Origin of the sequence: Kitasatospora sp. LaBMicrA B282 (assembly GCF_050325825.1) — a bacterium.
GTDB lineage: Bacteria > Actinomycetota > Actinomycetes > Streptomycetales > Streptomycetaceae > Kitasatospora.
The window spans coordinates 1-16,498 of the sequence record NZ_JBNQTI010000179.1; the positions used below are offsets into that span (position 1 = coordinate 1).

Genomic DNA, 16,498 nt, shown 5'->3' on the forward strand with positions numbered 1-16,498 from the left:
CCCGCGACGGCCGGCTGCGCCCACGCCGACCGGGCCTGATGACGCCCACCCCGCCCCGCGCACCCGCCGACGCCCGGCTGGCCATCGGGGCCCGGGCGCTCGGCGTGCCCTTCCCGCTGGTGCAGGCCGGGATGGGCGGCGTGGCCGGCCCCCGGCTCGCCGCCGCGGTGAGCGCGGCCGGGGCCCTCGGCACGGTCGCGCTCTACCGGAGCCCGGCCGCCCGGTGCACCCGACTGGTCGAGCGGACCGCCGCCCTGACGGACCGTCCGTTCGCCGTCGGGGTGGTGCCCGAAGTGGCGGGGACGACCCTGCTGGCCGAGCAGCTGACCGCCGTCCTGGCGGCCGCCGACCGGCCGCTGGTGCTGAGCAGCTTCGGGCCGCCGCCGGCCGGCTTCGCGGCCGCGGTGCGGGCGGCCGGCCACCTGCTGCTGGTCCAGGTCGGCTCGCCGGCGCAGGCACGGGCGGCGGTCCGGCTGGGCGCCGACGTGCTGGCCCTGCAGGGCGCGGAGGCCGGCGGCCGGCACCTGGGCGAGCTGGCCGTCCGGCGGCTGCTGGCCGCGGTGCTGGCCGACCGGCCCGGCGTGCCGCTGCTGGTCGCGGGGGGCCTGGAGCACGGCGGTCAGCTGCGCGCGGCGGCCGCCGCCGGGGCGCACGGCGCGCTGGCCGGCACGCTCTTCGCCGCGGCCGCGGAGTCGGACGCCCACCCCGAGTACCAGCGCGCCCTGGTGGCCGCCGGGCCCGGCGCCACCGTGGTGACCGACCGGTTCGCCCTCGGCTGGCCCGGGCGCCGTCACCGGGTGCTGGCCGGGCCGGTCACCGACGCGGCGGCACCCCCGCCCGCGGCGATCATCGGCTGGCTGACCGAGGACGGGGTCCGCCACCCGGTGCCGCGTGGCGCCGCAACCGTCCCGACCGTCCGGGTCGAGGGCTCGATCGACCAGATGGCCCGCTACGCCGGCACCGGCAGCGCCGCGATCCGCGCGGTGGCGCCCGCCGCCGTGCTGGTCGACCGCCTGCGTGCCCAGGCCCAAGCGAACCTCCCCTCCCCCAACGCCTGCTGACCCCAACGCCTCCTGAGGAGCACACCATGCAGACCGTCATCGACTGGATCAAGCAGAAGAACCCCGAGTTGCAGGGCGAGATCCTGCCGGACACCGACCTGATCGAGGCCCGGCTGATCAACTCGCTCGACTTCCTGGAGTTCATCTACCTGCTGGAGCAGGTCTCCGGGCGCAGCGTCGACCTGGACCGGGTCACCGTGGACGACTTCCGTTCGCTCAACCGGATCCGGGAGGTCTTCCTGACCGATCCCGCCCCGACGGCCGCGGGCTGAGGCGGGAATCCGAGGTGCTGACGACTTCCCCCCTGCGCGGCTACCTGGCCCGGCGGGCCCACCGCTGGCTGCCGGTGCTGCGGCTGCTGCCCACGGCCGGCGGCCGGACCGTGCTGCTCGCCGTGCTGTTCAACACCGCGATCGGGCTGCTCCCGCTCGGCTTCGTGTACGGGATGAGCCTGGCGCTGAACCGGGTGCCCCAGGTGGTCCGGCACACCGCCGGCTGGGGCCAGGTGGCCGCCGCCTTCGCCCTGGCGCTCGGCGCCTTCGTGCTCCAGCAGGTGCTCGCCCCCTTCCAACTGGCCATCGGTGAGTCGGTCGCCCGCCGGGTGGACGGCTCCTGCGTGCGCCGGCTGATGTCGCTGGCGCTGACCCGGGCCCAACTGGCCAGCCTGGAGGAGCAGACCAGCCTGGACCTGCTCAGCGACACCAGGACGGCCTTCGACCGGATCACCTCGACCCCGGGCGACGCGGTCGCCGGCACCCTGTCGCTGATCGCGCGCTACGCCCAACTCCTGGGCGCGAGCGTCCTGGTGGCCGTGGTTCTGGCGCCCTGGGCGGGGTTGCTGGCGCTGGTCACGGCGCTGGTCATCCGCTTCGGGCAGCGCGGCTCGCTGGGGCGGTTCGCCGCGCTCTGGAAGGGCCTGGCGGGCACCCGGCGGGAGGTCGCCTACCTGCGGGCCACCGGCGCCGGGGCCGGCGCCGCCAAGGAGATCCGGATCCTCGGCCTGATCGGCTGGTTCACCGCCCGGCACGCCGCGGAGAGCGGCCGTTTCCTGGCCCGGCTGTGGACCGGGCGCCGGCGCATCCTGTTCTGGCCGTTCGTCGGGTTCACGCTGGCCGGCCTGGTCGGCGGCGCGGTGGTGCTCCGCGGGCTGGCCGGTGCCGCCGCGCACGGCCGGCTGGACCTGCTCGGGCTGGCGGTGGCGCTGCAGGCGGTGCTGATCCCGATGCGGTTCGGGGTGTACTTCCCGGAGAGCGACACCAAGACCCAGTTCGGGGTGCAGGCCTACCACGCGCTGCTGGAGTTCGAGGAGTTGGCGCTGCGCGGAGCCGGTGCGGAGCGCACCGGCGGCGCCGCGCTGCCCGGGCACCTGCCCGAGCGGGCGGTCCGGTTCGAGCGGGTCGGCTTCCACTACGGCGAGTCGGGCCCCGCGGTGCTGGACGGACTGGAGCTGGAACTGCCGGCGGGCCGCTCGACCGCGATCGTCGGCCTCAACGGCGCGGGCAAGACCACCCTGGTCAAGGTGCTCACCGGCCTGTACGCACCGGTGTCGGGCCGGATCACGGTGGACGGCACCGACCTGGCGGAGGTCGAGCCGCGCGCGTGGCAGCGCCGGATCGGCGCGATCTTCCAGGACTACGTCCGCTACGAGCTGACCGCGCGGGAGAACATCGTGCTGGGCGCCCCGGGCGTGCTGGACCCGGGTGCCTCCCGGGCCGCCGTCGAGCGGGCGGTCGACCGGGCCGGCGCCCGCGAGCTGGTCGAGTCGCTGCCGCACGGCCTGGAGACGGTGCTCAGCCAGCAGTACCAGGGCGGTCAGGACCTCTCCGGCGGCCAGTGGCAGCGCCTCGCGCTGGCCCGGGCGCTGTACGCGGTGGAGGCGGGAGCGCGGCTGCTGATCCTCGACGAGCCCACCGCCCAGCTGGACGTCCGGGCCGAGGTGGACTTCTTCGACCGCTTCCTGGCCACCACCGCCGGGCTCACCAGCGTGATCATCTCGCACCGCTTCTCCACCGTGCGCAAGGCCGACCGGATCGTGGTGCTGGAGGGCGGCCGGGTCTGCGAACAGGGCAGCCACGAGGAGTTGCTGGCCGCCGGCGGCCGGTACGCCGAGCTGTTCCGGCTCCAGGCCAGGCGCTTCGCGGACGCCGACCCTGACCGGGATCCCGATCCCGCCTCCGACCGCGACGCCGATCCCAACCCCGCCCCCGACGCCGATCACGACCGCGACGCCGATCCCGATCCCGACCCGCTGCTGGAGGTGGCGCAGTGAAGGCCCTGGTCCGCACCCCGGTGCTGCTGCTCTCGATGGCCCGGCAGGGCGGCCGGGGCCGGCTGGCCGGCTCGATCCTCCTGCTGCTCCTCGGCTACCTGGCCACCCCGGGCATCGCGCTGGTGCTGCGCCGGCTCACCGACGCCGCACTGGCCGGCCACGCCGGCACCGCGGGCACACTGGCCCTCGGCGCGGTGGCACTGCTGCTCGCCGAGCTGATGTTCGGCCACTTCGCCCACCTGCTCTACTTCGAGCTCGGCGAGCTGGCCGAGGCCACCCTCCAGGAGGAGCTGCTCACCCTCGCCAACGGCACGCACGGGCTGGAGAACCACGACAGCCCCGAGTTCGCCGACACCCTGGTGCTGGTCCGCGAGGACCTGCCGAAGACCAGGTCGGCGCTGGAGGCACTGCTCCAACTCGGCGGCCTGACCGTGCAGACCCTGATCACCACGGTGATCCTCGGCACCCTGAACCCGTGGATGGCGCTGCTCCCGCTGGCCGCCGTACCGCCGGTCGTCCTCGGCCGGCGGGCCCAGGATCTGGTCGAGCGGGCCAAGGAACGGGCCGCGCCGCAGATCCGGCTCAGCCGCCACCTGCTGACCCTGGCGACCAGCGCGGCCTCGGTGAAGGAGCTGCGGCTGTGCGGCACCGAGACCGAGCTGCTGGAGCGCCACCGGGCCGGCTGGGACGCCACCACCGCGACCCTGCAGCGGGCCCACCTGCGGGCCGCCGTCCTGCGCGCGGCCGGTCAGACGGTCTTCGCCGCCGCCTACGGCGGGGTGATCCTGCTGATCCTCTGGCAGGCCGTGCACGGCCGGGCCGGGTTGGGCGACGTGGTCCTGGTGATCACGCTGGCCGTGCAGGTCAGCGTTCAGGTGGCCAGCGCGCTCGGGCTGCTCACCGTGCTGCAGGGCGCGGGCCGGATCGCGGAGCGGATGGCCGACCTGCGCCGCTGGTCGGCCGGGATGCTCCGGCCCGGGGGCGAGCGGCCGGCCCCGGCGGTGCTGCGCGAGGGGATCCGGTTCGAGAACGTCGGCTTCGGCTACCCGGGCAGCGGCACCAAGGTGCTGGACGGCGTCGACCTGTTCCTCCCGGCCGGCCGGACAGTGGCGCTGGTCGGCGAGAACGGCGCCGGCAAGAGCACCATGGTCAAACTGCTCTGCGGCCTGTACCAGCCCACCGAGGGCCGGATCCTGGTCGACGGGGTGGACCTGCGGGACCTCTCCGCCGAGCAGTGGTCCCGGCGGATCGCCCCGCTGTTCCAGGACTTCGCCCGGCTTGAGCTGCTGCTGCGCGAGAACGTCGGCGTCGGCGCCGTGGCGTCGATCGAGGACGACGCGGTGCTGACGGCCGCGCTGGCCCGGGCCGGTGCCGAGCGGATCGTGGCGCGCGTCCCCGGCGGCCTCGACGGCCTGCTCGGCCGGGGCTACGGCGACGGCGCGGAGCTCTCCGGCGGCCAGTGGCAGACCCTGGGCCTGGCCCGCTGCCTGGTCCGCCCGGAACCGCTGTTGATGCTGCTCGACGAGCCCGCGGCCGCCCTGGACGCGGCGGCCGAGAGCAACGTCTTCGAGCGCTTCGGCGACTCCGCCGGGCGCGCCGCCCGCGAGCGCGGAGCGGTCACGCTCTTCGTCTCGCACCGGTTCTCCACGGTCCGGATGGCCGATCTGATCGTCGTCCTGGAGAACGGCCGGGTCCTGGAGTCCGGCAGCCACGCCGAGCTGATGGCCAACGACCTCACCTACCGCGAGCTCTTCGACCTGCAGGCCCGCGCCTACCGCTGAGCCGCACCACACCGCAACCCCTTCACGTGCAAGGAGCACCCGGATGACCCGCGAACAGTTCTACGAGAAGTTCACCGCCCTGCTGCAGGAGGTCAAGCCCTACCAGGGCGAGGACCCGCAGCCCACCAGCCGGCTCTGGGAGGAGGGCTACGTCGACTCGCTCGCGCTGCTCGACATCGTCGCCTTCCTGGAGGACCTGGTCGGCCACGAGATCGACCTGACCGGCGACGCGATCACCAACTTCTACACCATGAAGGCCATGTACGACGGCTACCTGCTCGACGCCCGGCCGACCACCTGACCTGCCGACCCCTACGGAGAGACCATGCACGCGGACGCCCTCGTGGTAGGCGCAGGCATCGCTGGACTGACCACCGCGGCCCGGCTGCTCCGGCTCGGCCTGCGGGTCGACGTGGTGGACCGTGCCGACGAGGTCCAGGCGGCCGGAGCCGGCATCATGCTGCACCCCAACGCCCTGGCCCATCTGGACCACCTCGGGCCCGCGCTGCACGCGGCCGGCCGCCCGATCGCCCACCAGGTCACCAACGACCCGGACGGCACCGCCTCGGTGCTGGACTGGGCCGCGGTCTGGGGCGGCCCCAGGCTGCCGCTGGCGATCAGGCGCCGGACGCTGTCCGAGCTGATGCTGCACCACCTGCCGGCGGACACGGTGCGCTGGTCCACCGAGCCGACCGCGCTGACCCAGGCCGCCGACCACGTCGAGGTGGCCTTCGCCGACGGCGAGCGGCGCCGCTACGCCGTGGTGCTCGGCGCGGACGGCATCAACTCCTGGACCAGGCAGTACGTCGACCCGGCCGCCGAGCCGCACTACCTCGGCCACCTCTACTGGCGGACCACGATCGAGAGCGCGCCGCCGTTCGACTTCGACGACTGGCGGATCTGGCGGGCCGGCGGCCACTTCTTCGGCGGCATGCCGATCGGCGGCGGGCGCCACCACGTCTTCCTCCAGGCCGACCTGGCCGAGCCGCGCCGGGTCGCACCGGAGCACGCGTACGCCGAGCTGGCCGCGATCGCCGCCACCATGGGACCCGCGGTGCGCGACCTGGTCCGCTCGCTGGACCCGGCGGACAGCTACAACGTCCGCCCGGCGCAGGGCCTTTCGGTGCGCCGCTGGGTGAACGGGCGGGTCGCCCTGGTCGGTGACGCCGCGCACTCGTTCTCGCCCGCCACCACCCAGGGCGGCGCGATGGCGATCGAGGACACCTCGGTACTGGCCGAGGAGTTGGCCCGCCGGGGTGCCACCCCGCAGGCGCTGGACGCCTACCAGGCACGGCGGCAGCCCCGGGTGCGGGACTTCGCACGGCTGGCCAGGCTGCACGGCGTGCTGTCGGCAGCCGTGCAGGCCAACCTCGGGCCGGGGCGCGGCACCCCCGGCGGCGCGGCGGCTCCCGCCGGCTCGGCGGCCTGGTTCCGCCGGCTCTACCGCCCGCTGATGGAAGCGGCCTGACGATGAGTCAGGCAGGAAGGAACCCCATGACCGGCACCCGGGCCACCGGCCCCGCCGTGCTCGCCGGACCGGCGCGGCCGATCGCCGCCGCCAGCATCGTCGAGCTGATCCACGCCCACGCCCGGACCCGCCCCGAGGCCCCCGCGCTGCGCCACGGCGAGCAGGTCTGGAGCTTCCACCGGCTCCGGCAGCACACCCGGCAGCTGGCCGAAGCCCTGGCCGAGGCCGGCGTCACCGAGGGCTCCCGGGTGGTGCTCTGGGCGGACCGCTCGCCCGCCGTGGTGGCCGCCGCGCTCGCCGTGATGTCGCTGCGCGCCGCGTACGTCCCGGTCGACCCGACCTTCCCCGCCCAGCGGGTGGCGGCCATCGTCGCGGGTTCCGACCCGGTGCTGCTGCTGCACGACGGCGCGGCCGGCACCATCGCGCCACCGGAGTCGGCGGTGCCCCGGCTCGACCTGGCGATGCTGTCCGCCCCGTCGAGCGGCCCGGCGGACGCGAGCGTGCCGCCGGAGCGCGAGCCGCCGCGGTCCGGGGACGTCGCCTACGTCAATTTCACCTCCGGGTCCACCGGTGTGCCCAAGGGCGTCCTGGTGGAGCACGGCTCGCTGGTCAACTACGCGCTCTGGTGCGCCCACACGGTCGGTCTCACGGCCGGCGGCAGCCCGCTGTTCGGCAGCCTCGGCTTCGACCACGCGATCACCTCGCTCTGGCCGGCGCTGGTCGCCGGCTGCCCGGTTACCCTGCTGGCCGGGGTGTGGGACCAGCAGAACCTCTTCGCCACCCGCGAGCAGCCGTACGACCTGCTCAAGGTGACCCCGTCGCACCTGCGGTTCTTCGAGCGGACCGCACGGCCCGACTACCGCGGCGCGACCCGGCTGCTGATGTTCGGCGGCGAGGCGCTGGACCCGGCGCTGATCGCCGCGGCGGGCGAACGCCTGGCCGGGGTCCGGCTGTTGAACCACTACGGGCCCACCGAGGCCACCGTCGGCTGCTGCTTCAACGCGTTCGACCCGGCGGCCGTGCGCGGCCTGCCGAGCGTGCCGATCGGCCGCCCGATCTGGAACACCCGGGCCTACCTGGTGGACGAGGAGCTGCGCCCGGCCCGGGCCGGCAAGCCGGCCGAACTGGTCATCGCGGGAGCCGGGGTGGCCGCCGGCTACCTGGGCCGCCCGGGCGGCGACCCGTTCCTCGACGAGGCCGAGCTCGGCGGCCCGGCCGGCCGCGCCTACCGGACCGGCGACCGGGTGGAGCTGCTGCCCGACCGGACCCTGCTCTACCTCGGCCGGGCCGACAGCCAGCTCAAGGTCAGCGGCTTCCGGGTGGAGCTGGGCGAACTGCGCCGGCACGCCCTGGCGGTGCCCGGGGTCAGCGACGTCGCCTTCGACATCGCCGCGGGTGCCGTCGAGAGCCTGGAGGCCTACCTGGTGCTCGACGGCGACGGCGGGGCTGACGCCGAGTCCGCGGCCGCCCGGGCGGTCCGCCAGGCGCTCGCCGCGGCGCTGCCGCCCGCCCTGGTGCCGCGCCGGATCAGGGCCGTCCCGGAGCTCGTCCTGAACGCCAACGGCAAGTGCGACCTCGCGGCCACCCGGGCCGCCGCCACCCACCAGTCCCAGGAGCGCGCGTGAACACCGACCCCGGCCCGGCCGTCCACCTCTCGGCGATCGCCGTCGAACTGGGCGCCCGGGTACCGATCGCCGACCTCGACGACCCGTCGGTCACCGCCGAGGTGGCGAACCTGCACGCCGGCGGGCTGAGGTACTGCCGGGTCGCCGAACAGGACGTGGTGGAGCTGGCCGCCACCGCGGCCCGCCGCACGCTGGCGGCCGCCGGTGCGCCGGCCGTGGACGCCGTGGTGCACGCCACCGACTCCCCGTACCGGGAGACCGCGACCAAGGACGGCTGGGCGGTGCTCAGCGGCGCCGGCGTGCCCACCGCGCCCACCGTGGCGGTCGGCGGCAGCGCCTCGGCCAACCTCGCCGCCGCGCTGCGGGTGGCCACCGGCCTGCTGGTCGCGGAGCGGCTCGACACCGTGCTGCTGGTCAGCGCGGACCGGATCACCGACGGCGCGCGCTACCAGCCGGTCGGCGTCACGGTGCTCAGCGACGGCGCGGCCGCCTGCCTGATCAGCCGCACCCCGCACGGCCCGGGCTACCGGGTGCTCGGCGTCTCGACGGCCATCCAGGCGGACGCGGTGGAGGTGAGCAACTCGCTCAAGGCCGCCAACCTGGTCAAGCTCGGGGTCACCGCGGCGCGCGAGCGGCTGCTGGCGGACCTGCCGGAGCCGGAGCGCGGCTTCCGGCACCTGGTCACCGGGCACTACAGCCTGGCCACCCGGACCTTCCTCAGCCGGCTGTGCGGGCTGGACCTGACGGCCGTCCACACCCCGGCGGTGGCCGAGGTCGGCCACAGCTTCTCGGCCGACCTGCTGCTCTCGCTGGCCTCGCTCCACGAGCAGGGCCTGGTCGAGCCCGGTGACCGGGTCCTGGTGCTGGCCACCAGCCCGCGCTCCTGGTCGCTGATCGCCCTCGAGTTCACCACCGGGCCGGCCGGCGCGGACCCGGCCGAGGACACCGCCGGGCACGCTGCCGGGTGACCGCCCGGGTGCAGGCGGAGGTCTGGTTCGTCGACCTCGACGCGTTCGCCGCCAGGCCCGGCCTGGCGGCGCTGCTCGACCGGACGGAACGCGCGCGGCTCGGCCGGATCGCCGTGCCGCGCGCGGCCCGCCGCTACACCGCCGCGCACGCCGCGCTGCGGCTGATCACGGCGGCCCACTGCGGGGTGCCGGCCGACCGGATCCGCTGGACCGCCACCCGCCACGGCAAGCCGCTGCTGGCCCCGATCGACCAGCGCTCCCCGCGGCCGCTCCAGGTGAACCTGAGCCACTCGGCGGGCCTGGCGGCGATCGCCCTGGCGCCCGGCCGCCCGATCGGGGTGGACCTGGAGCGGCTCGGCGCGGTGCCGCCCCGGGTGCCGGCCGGCCTGCGCCACTGGCCGGCGCCGGCGGACCCGGCGGCCTTCTTCCGGTACTGGACCCGCCTGGAGGCCTGCGTCAAGGCGACCGGCGCCCGGCTGACCGACGGCCTCACCCTGCCGGTGGCCGACCTCACCGGGCCCGGCGGCCCGATCCGCGCCACCGGCGGCCCGCTGGCCGGCCACCACTGGCACCTCCGGGACCTCACCGCACCCGCGGGCTACGCCGCTGCGGTGGCGCTGACCGGTGACGCCGCCTTCACCGTCCGCGCCCGCCACTGGCCCCTCCCCACTACGCCGGTGCGCCCGCCAGGAACCGCGTGACCGCCTCGACGAACCGCGCCGGCTCCTCCACCCAGGGGCGGTGCCCGGACGCGGCGAGCAGCTCCAGCCGGCTGCCGGGGTGGGCCGCGGCCACCGCGCGGGCCGGGGCGGTGCCGACCATCCCGTCCGCCGCACCGGCCAGCACCAGCACCGGAGTTCGCGCCACGGCCAGCCGGGCCACCCGCGCGGCGAGGGCCTGCGGATCCGCCGAGCCCGCGTAGAACGCCTCGCGCAGCCAGGGCAGCGCGGTGGCGTGCTCCGGGCGGTACTCGGCCTGCCGCTCGGCGGTCCACCGGTACCAGAAGAACGGCAGCAACCGCCGCTGCAAGGCGGCCAGTCGGTCACCCGTCGAGGCGCCCTCGGCCAGCAGCCGCTCGGCCTCCGCCGCATCCGGGTACCACGGCTCGGCCGACCGCGAGGCGCGCAGCGCGGCCAGCTCGGCCTCGTCCGGCTCCCGCCCGGCCCGCCCGACCGGCGCCACCAGCACCGCCCGCCGCACCTTCCCCGGGTACGCCGCCAGGTACTCCTGGGCCGTCAGGCACCCGGCCGAGTGCGCCAGCACGTCGAACTCCGCCAGCCCCAGGTGCACCCGCAGCGCCTCCAGGTCGCGCGCCTGCGCCACGAACGACACGCTCGCCCGGTCCGCCGGCACCCCCGAGCGCCCCGCGGCCCTGGCATCCACCAGGATCAGCCGCCGGTGCCGGTCCAACCCCCCGAGCCGCCCCAGGTACCGGAGATCCATCCCCGGCCCTCCGGGCAGCACCACCAACGGTGCGCCCTCGCCGGTCGTTTCGTACCAGATCTCACAGCCGTCGTAGGACGGAAAGCTAGGCATGTCCACACCCTTGCACGTCAGAGGCCCCGATGTCATCAGTGGTCCAGACCTTGGTCCAGACCACTTGCCCGGCTGGGTCCGGCGCCGCCCCCGACCACCGAGCCGCGGGCGGCGCGTACAGAAAACGTCAAGGTCGCGAGCAGCCGAAACCCACCGACCGGCACGACCGTCACCATCGTGGAGGTCGTCGGCAACCGTGCCTGACCGGCCATCACATGGGGGAAGGTTCATGGCACAGCTGCTCATCGAAGAGAACTTCCAGCACCTCGACGGCCAGGACGTCGAGTCGCTGATCGAGGCCCTCGCCGAGTTCGGCCTCAGTGCCGAGCCCACCCAGCCCCGCACCGCGTGCCGGAGCGGCGACTGGACCCTCGTCCTGCACTGGCTCCGGGACGACACCGGGCGGATCACCGAGGACGCCCTGGCGGCCTCGCTCGTCCTGACCGTGACCCGGATCCTGGGCCAGGAGCACGCGGCCGGGAACGGTGGAACGAGCGTGCGGGAACGCACCCTGCCGGCGCGCATCGACATCCGCGGGCGCGCGGGGGACCTGATCAAGTCCGTCGCGATGCCCGGCGCACAGCCGAAGCCGGCGGCCGCACGGTGGTGGCACGGGCGCCACCCGGCACCCGCCGACCCCACGCCGCGCCTGGTCCCGACGGGCTCCGGAAGCTAGGGCCTGTCCGGGCCCGGCGACCCGATCTCGAACGCGCCGGGAGCGGGATGCGACGGCCGGGCGGGAATCCCGTAGGGTCGGCCAATGGCGAAGTACTTCGACGTGCACCCAGAGTCCCCCCAGCCGCGCACCATCAGCACGGTGGCCGCCAGTCTCCGCTCCGGAGACCTGATCGCGTACCCGACCGACTCCTGTTTCGCCCTCGGCTGCCGGCTGGACAACCACGACGGGCTCGAGCGGATCCGCTCGATCCGGCGCCTCGACGAACGCCACCACTTCACCCTGATGTGCGTGGACTTCGCCCAACTGGGGCAGTTCGTCCAGCTCGACAACCACGTCTTCCGCGCCGTCAAGGCCGCGACACCGGGCAGCTACACCTTCATCCTCCCCGCCACCAAGGAGGTTCCGCGCCGCCTGATGCACCCCCGGAAGAAGACGGTGGGAGTGCGGATCCCCGACCACGCCGTCACCAGGGCGCTGCTCGCCGAACTCGGCGAGCCCCTGCTCTCCAGCACCCTGCTGCTCCCCGGCGAGGAGGAGCCGATGACCCAGGGGTGGGAGATCAAGGAGCGGCTCGACCACCTGCTGGAAGCCGTGGTGGACTCGGGTGACTGCGGCACGGAACCGACGACGGTGATCGACTTCTCCGGCGGCGGCGCGGAGATCGTCCGGCGCGGGGCCGGTGACACCACGCGCTTCGAGTGACGGGAGCAGCGCCCGTGGGGTGAACCCGGCACCAACGACCCGGCCGCGGAAGGTTCATGACGAACCGCCGGTCACGCACCCTGGTGGTCGAGGGATGCTTGAGCGAGACTGGCGGTATGCCTCTCACCCCCGCCGAAGCGGACAAGATCCTGGCCGACAACTTCGCCCCCTGGGTGCTGGCGCTCGGGCTGTCGGTCGTGGAGCTCGGGGAGCGCTCGGCGTTGCTCCGGCTGCCCTGGTCCGAGGAGTTGGCCCGGGAGGGCGGCGGGATGTCGGGGCAGGCGCTGATGGCGGCGGCCGACACCGCGACGGTGATCGCGCTGTCGGCGGCGCTGGGTGGCTTCGGTCCGATGACCACCATCCAGCAGTCGACCAGCTTCCAGCGCGGCGTGGTCGGGGCGGACGTGCTGGTGGCGGCCCGGGTGACCAAGCTCGGGCGGCGGCTGGCCTTCACCGACGTGCAGCTCACCGCCGAGGGCGAGACCGAGCCGGCCGCCCAGGCCAGTACGGTCTACGCGTTCCCCGGATGACCGGCCGACCCGGCGCGTTGCCGAGCGCCCCGCCGCCGGTGGCGCCCGGCCCGCCGACCGCGGGGCCTGCGCCACCGAGCCCTGCCCTGCTCACGCGCTCACGTCTGCGCCTGCGCCTGCGCCTGCGCTGTCTGGCTATGCCTCGGCCGCTGCCGTGCCGACGAACCGCTCCGGGGTGATCCGGACCACCACGCGCACCACCTCGGGCGGCAGGTCCCGGTACTCCTGCCCCGCACCCGGCCCCTCGTACTCCTCGGCCAGCCGGACGGCGAGCGCCCGTCCGACGTCCTCGCTGACCTCGGCCCGCCCGCGCACCTCGACGTAGCGCAGCGGGTCGGCGGGGTCGTAGACGGTCAGGCTGACCCGTGGGTCGCGGCGCAGGTTGCGCTCCTTGCGGCGGCCGGCGGCCGTGGAGATCAGCAGGTCGTCGCCGTCCCGGCCGACCCAGACCACGGAGGTCTGCGGGCTGCCGTCGGGGTTGACCGTGGCCAGCACGGCCGGAACGGGCTCGTCCACCAGGCGGCGCACCGCCGCAGTCATCGCTGTCACGAGCGCGCAGCGTAGTGATCGGTCACAACGCGCGTCCAGCGTGTTTTTCTGTTCGTATTTTTTACGAAACGGCATGATCTGCGAAGAAATGGTCATGCCAAACTGGGATTCAGCGGCGGATTGCGGGCAGAAGCCCTGGGTCGGCACGGACGGTGGTCCGGGCCACCGGTCCGCCGGTCTTGAGGAGGTCCGATCGTGGAACCCGTCCAGCGCTACGCAATCTCCTTGCCCGGCCCGGTCGGTGGGCACCGTCCCGCGACCGTCGTCGTGGTGCACTGGACGCCGAGGACGCTCGGCGGCAAGGCCGTCTACGTCGACGACTCCGGGGGCTTCCAGGTCTCCATCGACGCCGGCGGAGTGGCGAGCCTGCTCGACGCCGACGAGGGGCACCAGCACCAGTGCCTGCACGCCGTGCCGCTGCCGCGGGCACGGGCCAGCGCCGTCCCGAGCGGCCGGGAGGCCTGGGGCGGTCCGATCGGCTGACCAGCGCCACCCGGCTGAGCAGCGCCACCGAAGGGCCCCGGGACACCCCGGGGCCCTTCGCCCTGCCCGGATCACCCGAGGGGGACCCATCCGAAGGCGCACCGCGGCGCTCAGCGGCGCCGCTCGTCCGTCCCGGCCACCTTGCCGGAGACCAGCGCGATCCGGTTCCAGGTGTTGATCGTGCAGATCAGGCCGATCAGCTGGGCCAGCTCCGGCTCCGCGAACTGCTCGGCCGCCCGGGCGTAGACCTCCTCCGGCACCCCGTCCCGGGCCACCAGGGTGAGCGCCTCGGTCAGCGCCAGCGCCGCCTGCTCCGCGGCCGAGAAGAAGTGCGCCGCCTCCCGCCAGACGGTGACCAGGTGGAGCCGCTCCTCGCTCTCGCCGGCCTTGCGGGCGTCGCCGGTGTGCATGTGCAGGCAGTAGGCGCAGCCGTTCAGCTGCGAGGCGCGGATCTGCACCAGTTCCACCAGCGCCGGGTCCAGCCCCTGCCGGGCGGCCGCGTCGAGCCCGAGCACGGCGCGGAAGAGCGCCGGCGCGGTCCGGGCGAGGTTGACCCGGGCGGGGGCCTCGGGGAGCACCACGGCGTGCGGGGCGTGGGCGGGAGCAGCGGGGGCGGCGGCGGTGTCGATCACGGCTTCGTTCGTCATGATCATGAATCTACCCGCCACGATCGACCCCCGGTAAGGTGCATTTCCATGGCGAAATCATGGGTCAATTCGGCCCAGCAGATCGGTCGTGACCTGCACCTGGACCTCTCCGGCCCGGGCAGCCGGCGGACCGTGCTGACCCGCGCGCTGCGCGAGGCGGTGCGGGCCGGCCGACTGGCCCCAGGGACCCGGCTGCCGCCCTACCGCTCGCTCGCCGCCGACCTGGGCCTGGCCCGCAACACGGTCGCCGAGGCCTACGCCGAGCTGGTCGCCGAGGGCTGGCTGACGGCGCGCCAGGGCTCCGGCACCCGGGTCGCCCTGGGGGCGGCCCCGGCTGACGACCCACGGCGGGCCCGCCCGCGCCGACCCGCCTCGCCCGCCTCGCCCGCTGCGACCATGGCGACCTCGGCGGCGGACACCCCGCCACGCACCGCGCCCGCGGCCGGACCGACCGCCGCCCCACCCCGGCACGACCTGCGCCAGGGCCTGCCCGACCCCACCGCCTTCCCGCGCGCCGCCTGGCTCGCCGCCGCCCGCCGGGCCCTCACCGCCGCCCCCGCCGAGGCCTTCGGCCCCGGGGACCCGCACGGCCGGATCGAGCTGCGCCGCGCCCTGACCGACTACCTGGCCCGGGTCCGCGGGGTGCGCACCCGACCCGAGCGGATCGTGATCTGCTCGGGCGTCGGCCACGCGCTGCGGCTGCTCTTCGGCGGCGCGGTGCTGCGCGGCCCGCTCGCGGTGGAGGGCTACGGCCTGCCGTACCACCGCTCGCTGCTCGACCGGGCGGGCTTCCGCACCCTCCCGCTGACGGTCGACCAACACGGCGCCGACACCTTCGAGTTGGCCCGGCTGCCGGATCCACGCGCCGTGCTGCTCACCCCGGCCCACCAGTTCCCGACCGGCGGCGCCCTGCACCCCGAGCGCCGCGCCGCGGCGATCGACTGGGCGCGCGGCACCGGCGGACTGGTCCTGGAGGACGACTACGACGGCGAGTTCCGGCACGACCGCCAACCGGTCGGCGCGCTCCAGGGCTTGGACCCCGACCGGGTGCTCTACCTGGGCTCGGTGAGCAAGAGCCTGTCGCCGGCGCTGCGCCTGGGCTGGCTGGTGCTGCCGGAGCACCTGGTCGCCCCGGTGCTGGCCGCCAAGGGCGAGCGGGAAGCCTGGGCGAGCGTGCCGGACCAGCTCACCCTGGCCGAGTTCATCGAGTCCGGCAGCCACGACCGCCACATCCGCCGGATGCGCCAGCGCTACCGGCAGCGCCGCGACCAGTTGGTCACCCGGCTCGCCGAGCGCGCCCCGCAGCTCGCCCCCACCGGCATCGCGGCCGGCCTGCACGCGGTCCTGCCACTGCCCCCGGGCACCGAGGCGGCCACCCTCCGGGCCGCCACCGCCCGCGGCCTCGCCCTCGACGGCCTCGCTGGCTTCCGTCATCCGCAGCAGCCGGCGGACCCGACCCTCGCCGGTCTGGTGGTCGGCTACGCGGCACCCCCGGAGCACGGCTACACCGCCGCCCTGGAAGCCCTATGCGAGGTGCTCCCGGGCGCCGGGTGACCCAAGAGCCTCTCGTACGGACCTAGGGCCAGCCCGCCGACCCGACACGCACGGCACGGCGCACCTCCGGACCTTTCCCGCACGGGCGAGCGATGCTCGTACGGCGGACCGATTCCTGGAGGGCGGCGCGATGCACTCACCCATCCGCCGGCTGGTCGGCGCCCTGGCCGTGCTGCTCGCCGCCTGCGCCCCGGCCGGCCCGCACCCGCGCAGCAGCACCGCCGGCAGCCCGGCCCCGGCCCGCCCGGCGGCAGCGGCCCCCGCGCCGGCAGCCCGCTCCACCGACCTGCCGAGCACCCTGGCAGCCGCCCTGCCGACCGCCCCCGCACCCACCCCCGCCGCCGAGTTCACCCCCGACCAGCTCGCCGGCCAGCGCATCGTCTACTCCTACACCGGCGCCACCGTGCCCGACCGGCTGCTCACCGCCGTCCGCACCGGCCGGGCCGCCGGGGTGATCTTCTTCGAGTCCAACACCGCCGACCCGGTCGCCTTCCGACAGGCGGTGACCGCGCTGCGGCAGGCGGCGCAGCAGAGTCCGGTCCGTCTCCCGCTGCTGCTGATGGCCGATCAGGAGGGCGGCCGGGTCCGCCGGCTGGACGGCCCGCCCGAGCTCTCCGCCCGGGCGGTCGGCGCGGCGGCGGACCCG

Annotated in this window: 18 protein-coding genes; 15 read left to right on the forward strand and 3 right to left on the reverse strand. The window is 75.4% G+C overall.

Features of this window, described 5'->3' with window-relative positions:
- From ACQRUO_RS33010 to ACQRUO_RS33050, 9 genes are all read left to right on the forward strand, one after another.
- On the forward strand, window positions 1-1,061 hold a 1,061-nt coding region (locus tag ACQRUO_RS33010), incomplete at its 5' end, for an NAD(P)H-dependent flavin oxidoreductase (RefSeq protein WP_428319817.1).
- Between the two features lie 26 nt (window positions 1,062-1,087).
- Window positions 1,088-1,333 (forward strand): acyl carrier protein, encoded by a 246-nt coding sequence (locus tag ACQRUO_RS33015; RefSeq protein WP_428319818.1) that lies wholly within the window; start codon window positions 1,088-1,090, stop codon window positions 1,331-1,333.
- A gap of 14 nt (window positions 1,334-1,347) precedes the next feature.
- Window positions 1,348-3,330: an ABC transporter ATP-binding protein gene (locus ACQRUO_RS33020; protein ID WP_428319819.1), complete on the forward strand. Its 1,983-nt coding sequence runs from the start codon at window positions 1,348-1,350 to the stop codon at window positions 3,328-3,330.
- A complete protein-coding gene (locus tag ACQRUO_RS33025; RefSeq protein WP_428319820.1) occupies window positions 3,327-5,111 on the forward strand; it encodes an ABC transporter ATP-binding protein in 1,785 nt (594 codons plus the stop codon). The genes ACQRUO_RS33020 and ACQRUO_RS33025 overlap by 4 nt, the downstream gene beginning before the upstream one ends.
- Before the next feature lie 43 nt (window positions 5,112-5,154).
- On the forward strand, window positions 5,155-5,412 hold the full coding sequence (locus ACQRUO_RS33030; RefSeq protein ID WP_428319821.1) for a hypothetical protein: 258 nt from the start codon (window positions 5,155-5,157) through the stop codon (window positions 5,410-5,412).
- 24 nt (window positions 5,413-5,436) lie between these two features.
- Complete coding sequence (locus tag ACQRUO_RS33035) at window positions 5,437-6,579, forward strand: FAD-dependent monooxygenase (protein WP_428319822.1); 1,143 nt, start codon at window positions 5,437-5,439, stop codon at window positions 6,577-6,579.
- A gap of 26 nt (window positions 6,580-6,605) precedes the next feature.
- On the forward strand, window positions 6,606-8,204 hold the full coding sequence (locus ACQRUO_RS33040) for an amino acid adenylation domain-containing protein (protein WP_428319823.1): 1,599 nt from the start codon (window positions 6,606-6,608) through the stop codon (window positions 8,202-8,204).
- Entirely contained in the window at window positions 8,201-9,172 is a 972-nt protein-coding gene (locus tag ACQRUO_RS33045; protein WP_428319824.1) for a hypothetical protein, read from the forward strand. The genes ACQRUO_RS33040 and ACQRUO_RS33045 overlap by 4 nt, the downstream gene beginning before the upstream one ends.
- On the forward strand, window positions 9,169-9,873 hold the full coding sequence (locus tag ACQRUO_RS33050) for a 4'-phosphopantetheinyl transferase family protein (RefSeq protein ID WP_428319825.1): 705 nt from the start codon (window positions 9,169-9,171) through the stop codon (window positions 9,871-9,873). The genes ACQRUO_RS33045 and ACQRUO_RS33050 overlap by 4 nt, the downstream gene beginning before the upstream one ends.
- On the opposite strand, the gene ACQRUO_RS33055 is transcribed toward ACQRUO_RS33050, so the two are convergent.
- Window positions 9,842-10,708, reverse strand: coding sequence for an alpha/beta fold hydrolase (locus ACQRUO_RS33055; RefSeq protein ID WP_428319826.1), 867 nt, complete (start codon window positions 10,706-10,708; stop codon window positions 9,842-9,844). The genes ACQRUO_RS33050 and ACQRUO_RS33055 overlap by 32 nt on opposite strands.
- A 229-nt stretch (window positions 10,709-10,937) precedes the next feature.
- On the opposite strand from ACQRUO_RS33055, the gene ACQRUO_RS33060 reads away from it, so the two are divergent.
- The 3 genes from ACQRUO_RS33060 (at window position 10,938) to ACQRUO_RS33070 (ending at window position 12,619) form a co-directional block, all read left to right on the forward strand.
- Window positions 10,938-11,384: a hypothetical protein gene (locus ACQRUO_RS33060; protein WP_428319827.1), complete on the forward strand. Its 447-nt coding sequence runs from the start codon at window positions 10,938-10,940 to the stop codon at window positions 11,382-11,384.
- 84 nt (window positions 11,385-11,468) lie between these two features.
- Window positions 11,469-12,089 carry an L-threonylcarbamoyladenylate synthase gene (locus ACQRUO_RS33065; protein WP_428319828.1) on the forward strand — a complete coding sequence of 207 codons (621 nt, stop codon included), beginning with the start codon at window positions 11,469-11,471 and terminating at the stop codon, window positions 12,087-12,089.
- Between the two features lie 116 nt (window positions 12,090-12,205).
- Window positions 12,206-12,619, forward strand: a complete 414-nt coding sequence (locus tag ACQRUO_RS33070; protein WP_428319829.1) for a PaaI family thioesterase — start codon at window positions 12,206-12,208, stop codon at window positions 12,617-12,619.
- Between the two features lie 135 nt (window positions 12,620-12,754).
- On the opposite strand, the gene ACQRUO_RS33075 is transcribed toward ACQRUO_RS33070, so the two are convergent.
- Window positions 12,755-13,159: a PPOX class F420-dependent oxidoreductase gene (locus ACQRUO_RS33075; protein WP_428319834.1), complete on the reverse strand. Its 405-nt coding sequence runs from the start codon at window positions 13,157-13,159 to the stop codon at window positions 12,755-12,757.
- A 204-nt stretch (window positions 13,160-13,363) separates the two neighbouring features.
- On the opposite strand from ACQRUO_RS33075, the gene ACQRUO_RS33080 reads away from it, so the two are divergent.
- On the forward strand, window positions 13,364-13,651 hold the full coding sequence (locus tag ACQRUO_RS33080; RefSeq protein ID WP_428319830.1) for a DUF6296 family protein: 288 nt from the start codon (window positions 13,364-13,366) through the stop codon (window positions 13,649-13,651).
- 110 nt (window positions 13,652-13,761) lie between these two features.
- On the opposite strand, the gene ACQRUO_RS33085 is transcribed toward ACQRUO_RS33080, so the two are convergent.
- Window positions 13,762-14,304 carry a carboxymuconolactone decarboxylase family protein gene (locus ACQRUO_RS33085; RefSeq protein WP_428319831.1) on the reverse strand — a complete coding sequence of 181 codons (543 nt, stop codon included), beginning with the start codon at window positions 14,302-14,304 and terminating at the stop codon, window positions 13,762-13,764.
- A 42-nt stretch (window positions 14,305-14,346) separates the two neighbouring features.
- Between ACQRUO_RS33085 and ACQRUO_RS33090 the strand changes: the two genes are divergently transcribed.
- Window positions 14,347-15,852, forward strand: a complete 1,506-nt coding sequence (locus ACQRUO_RS33090; RefSeq protein ID WP_428319832.1) for a PLP-dependent aminotransferase family protein — start codon at window positions 14,347-14,349, stop codon at window positions 15,850-15,852.
- Window positions 15,853-15,982: 130 nt separating this feature from the next.
- Window positions 15,983-16,498, forward strand: a 516-nt coding sequence (locus tag ACQRUO_RS33095) for a glycoside hydrolase family 3 N-terminal domain-containing protein (protein WP_428319833.1), incomplete at its 3' end; no start/stop codon positions are given.

Excerpts from the sequence above, each read along its gene's own strand:
- ACQRUO_RS33090 (WP_428319832.1), top strand. The coding sequence starts at position 14,347 with ATGGCGAAATCATGGGTCAATTCGGCCCAGCAGATCGGTCGTGACCTG.
- ACQRUO_RS33085 (WP_428319831.1), bottom strand. The coding sequence starts at position 14,304 with ATGATCATGACGAACGAAGCCGTGATCGACACCGCCGCCGCCCCCGCT.
- ACQRUO_RS33015 (WP_428319818.1), top strand. The coding sequence starts at position 1,088 with ATGCAGACCGTCATCGACTGGATCAAGCAGAAGAACCCCGAGTTGCAG.
- ACQRUO_RS33060 (WP_428319827.1), top strand. The coding sequence starts at position 10,938 with ATGGCACAGCTGCTCATCGAAGAGAACTTCCAGCACCTCGACGGCCAG.
- ACQRUO_RS33040 (WP_428319823.1), top strand. The coding sequence starts at position 6,606 with ATGACCGGCACCCGGGCCACCGGCCCCGCCGTGCTCGCCGGACCGGCG.
- ACQRUO_RS33065 (WP_428319828.1), top strand. The coding sequence starts at position 11,469 with ATGGCGAAGTACTTCGACGTGCACCCAGAGTCCCCCCAGCCGCGCACC.
- ACQRUO_RS33075 (WP_428319834.1), bottom strand. The coding sequence starts at position 13,159 with ATGACTGCGGCGGTGCGCCGCCTGGTGGACGAGCCCGTTCCGGCCGTG.
- ACQRUO_RS33070 (WP_428319829.1), top strand. The coding sequence starts at position 12,206 with ATGCCTCTCACCCCCGCCGAAGCGGACAAGATCCTGGCCGACAACTTC.
- ACQRUO_RS33055 (WP_428319826.1), bottom strand. The coding sequence starts at position 10,708 with ATGCCTAGCTTTCCGTCCTACGACGGCTGTGAGATCTGGTACGAAACG.
- ACQRUO_RS33030 (WP_428319821.1), top strand. The coding sequence starts at position 5,155 with ATGACCCGCGAACAGTTCTACGAGAAGTTCACCGCCCTGCTGCAGGAG.
- ACQRUO_RS33035 (WP_428319822.1), top strand. The coding sequence starts at position 5,437 with ATGCACGCGGACGCCCTCGTGGTAGGCGCAGGCATCGCTGGACTGACC.